Source organism: Halorubrum sp. SP3, from assembly GCF_005435195.1.
Taxonomy (GTDB): Archaea; Halobacteriota; Halobacteria; order Halobacteriales; family Haloferacaceae; genus Halorubrum; species Halorubrum sodomense.
In genome coordinates, this window is the sequence record NZ_SGTU01000184.1 from 1 (window position 1) to 755 (window position 755).

General features: G+C 59.1%; 1 pseudogene. It reads left to right on the forward strand.

What is annotated here, in order from left to right:
- Positions 1-755: pseudogene (locus tag EXE42_RS16135) on the forward strand (RNA-guided endonuclease TnpB family protein); the annotation flags it as partial.

Consider the following 755-nt stretch of genomic DNA (forward strand, 5'->3'; position numbering starts at 1 on the left):
CTGTACGACGCCACACTCGAAGCCCGTCGGGTGTACAACGAGACCATCCGATTCGCTAAGGATGGTGTGGACTGGAACTCGATTTCCCCACGCCTCGAAGACGACGCCGACCTCGTGAAGAACACGACTCAACGAATCGTGGCCAAGGCACTCGGGGCGATGGAGAACTACTACGAGTACGACGACTTCGGGAAACCCAGTCACACCAAGGACGGCACCTACCCGCTCCGAGCGAACTACGAGGAGGGGTACAACCTGTCACTCACCGACGACGGCGACGTGGCGTTCCGCATCAGCGCGGCACCCTACAAGCACGTCAAGGGCGTCCTCGAAGGAAGTGACGCCCACCTTGACCTCCTCAAGACTGCGCTCACTGGTGACGAGTGGAAGGTCTCAACGTCGGAGACGCTGTGGCGTGACGGTGAGCCAGAACTTCACGTTAACATCCGCAACACCAAGCAGACCGTTCGAGACAAGCAGGACTCACGGATGGTTGTCGGCGTGGACGTGAATGAGGACAACGTGGCTCTCACCGCACTCTCAACGGATGGTGTCGAAGATACGTTGGTCATCGACTTCCCCGAAATCAAGTTCGAGCGCCATCGGTACTTCACGATGCGGAAGCGCGTCCAGAACGCGGGGAAAGACAGTATGCACGATACGCTGGAAGGGCGTGAGGAACGGTTCGTCCGCGACCGACTCCACAAGGTGTCTCGGCACATCGTGGAGTGGAGCCAACAGTTCGAGAGGTCGTG